Here is a 2,020-nt window from a genome sequence, read left to right on the forward strand (position 1 = left end):
TTGCTTCCAATACACCAGCTTTTATTACAAATACAAGGCATTCGGAATCAGATTCAAATAATACTTATGTACTAGTAATTGGCGCTCGCATTGTGCCAGTTGCGTAAGTCCTGCTCAGGTAAGCCAGAACAAGAGCAATTTTATAATGTAAAAAATTTTACCAGAGATAAAACGAATCCTGTTCCTACCGCAGCAAACGTGAAGATTGAACCTCTGTCAAAGCAGGAAAAGCAAACAGTAGTAGAACTTGCCTTCAAGGACGCAGAAACAGAAAATTATGCGCTGAAAAATTTCGGTGTGTCAGCAACCACAGGATTAATACCCACTGGGAAAACTTGCTTGACTCTTGAAGAATGGAAGAAGACGCAATCGTAAAAATCAGGCACACTCGCTTCCTTAGTTAGATCGCAGTTCTGTCGCGGCGACTTCCTCCATCTCCAGTACAACCAACTAACGCAAGTCTTGTCTTATTCTTTCTTAGATAAAGCAAATAATTTGAAGAAGAATTCAGCTATTCTGAATTCTTCTTCAATTTTCTCTGAGGGGAGATGCCACTTAATTAGGATTATGTCTTTGGGGCTACTTCCTGAACTGCTGTTGTTATTGTTACCAGCAACTAAATTTAAAGTTTAGGTGTTAGTCTAAATTATTACCACCTATTGCACCAGCTTTATCTTGGGAATCGCCTAAGTAGAGTTCGATAAATTCGAGCGGCGTGGCTGTTGCTGTTGTGCCTTTCGAGTGCAACAGGCAATAAACTGCTCCCACTTCCTTTGGTAACAGTTTAAATATGGTATTTCTTTTTACAGCGTGCATTGCTCAGGTTTGCGTACTATCTAGGTAAACTTGGACTGTACACGCTTATTAAATCGTGTAATTCGTCATGATCAATTACCTTGATGCTATCATCGCCAAATGTGTCAGCGCATTCTTCAAGCGATTGCTTTTGTAAAAACATGCTACTGCCAAGGGCTACCATTGATGATTGCAAATAAATATAGACATCACTCCGTAGCAATTCCAGCATCAACCATATTCGCCAGACACTAGGTATTAAATATCCTCAGTGAGGACGCTGGTTATTGAAAATCCCATACCATACTGCTCATCTACATAATCGCAATCGCTCGGTTCCATTTCTTGTAGTTCACCGACCCCTTCTCCTGCAAAGACGCACTCGCGTTCGGGGTAGAGAATGGGGAACAGGCAACAGTAGGATTGAAGCTCAAAGAAAAATTGCCTGTTCCCTTCTAACAGAGAAAACCTTTGGATTTGAAGCCCCCTTCTTTAGGACGAGCATTTAGGTATAGTTCTAAATCCCCGGACAAAACCTTTTGTTGCCTATTCCCTATACCCTTCTAAAAAACTTTAAATAGTCAACCCGCCAGTTAAATTCAGCAATCGCCCTTGCAAATCTTTTTCTTAGTTCCCCACACACACCATACATCCAAAAATAACACCTCCCTCTATGACAAGTTAGCCGTGCATAAGCGGCATTTTCTCCGAAAAAATGCCCAACTTTAAATCCGCAATGGATAGTCAATAATAGTATTGCTTGTATCATCCTTTTAAGTATTATGAGTGTACTATACGCAAAAAATGAGAAATTTTTAGTTGTGAAACAGTGAGTTGAAATGACCATTTGGGAGGAAAATAAAAATCAGACACTATAAGACCAGACGAAACTATGATTGTGTCTGGTTTTTAAAGTAGTTATAAAAATGACGCTCTCTCTAGTCCACATAACAGCGCATAGAAAGGCGATCGCTTCCTTGCCAGTAGCGCAGGCGGAGGCGAAGTTGATTGCGCTGTGGTTGGAGGGAAAAGCAGAGTCATCTATCATCTCTTACCAACGATACACTAGGCGATTTCTGGAATTTTTGGACAAACCACTCAAAAAAGTGACCTATGAAGACTTGGTAGAATACGCCGCTGACTTTGAAGGGAATGCCGAAAGCACAAAGCGGATATACATAGCTTGTGCTAAGAGCTTGATTAGTTTTGCTCATAAAATTGGATA

3 protein-coding genes are annotated in these 2,020 nt (G+C 40.5%); 2 read left to right on the forward strand and 1 reads right to left on the reverse strand.

From position 1 onward, the window contains the following. Positions 1–99: 99 nt before the first annotated feature. Entirely contained in the window at positions 100–375 is a 276-nt protein-coding gene (locus H6G97_RS50455) for a hypothetical protein (protein WP_190947696.1), read from the forward strand. Positions 376–636: 261 nt separating this feature from the next. Here the strand turns inward: H6G97_RS50455 and H6G97_RS50460 are convergent, their stop codons facing one another. After that, complete coding sequence (locus H6G97_RS50460; protein WP_190947698.1) at positions 637–816, reverse strand: hypothetical protein; 180 nt, start codon at positions 814–816, stop codon at positions 637–639. 905 nt (positions 817–1,721) lie between these two features. On the opposite strand from H6G97_RS50460, the gene H6G97_RS50465 reads away from it, so the two are divergent. After that, positions 1,722–2,020, forward strand: a 299-nt coding sequence (locus tag H6G97_RS50465; protein WP_190947697.1) for a site-specific integrase, incomplete at its 3' end; no start/stop codon positions are given.

The sequence above is a fragment of the Nostoc flagelliforme FACHB-838 genome (assembly GCF_014698065.1).
GTDB lineage: Bacteria > Cyanobacteriota > Cyanobacteriia > Cyanobacteriales > Nostocaceae > Nostoc > Nostoc flagelliforme_B.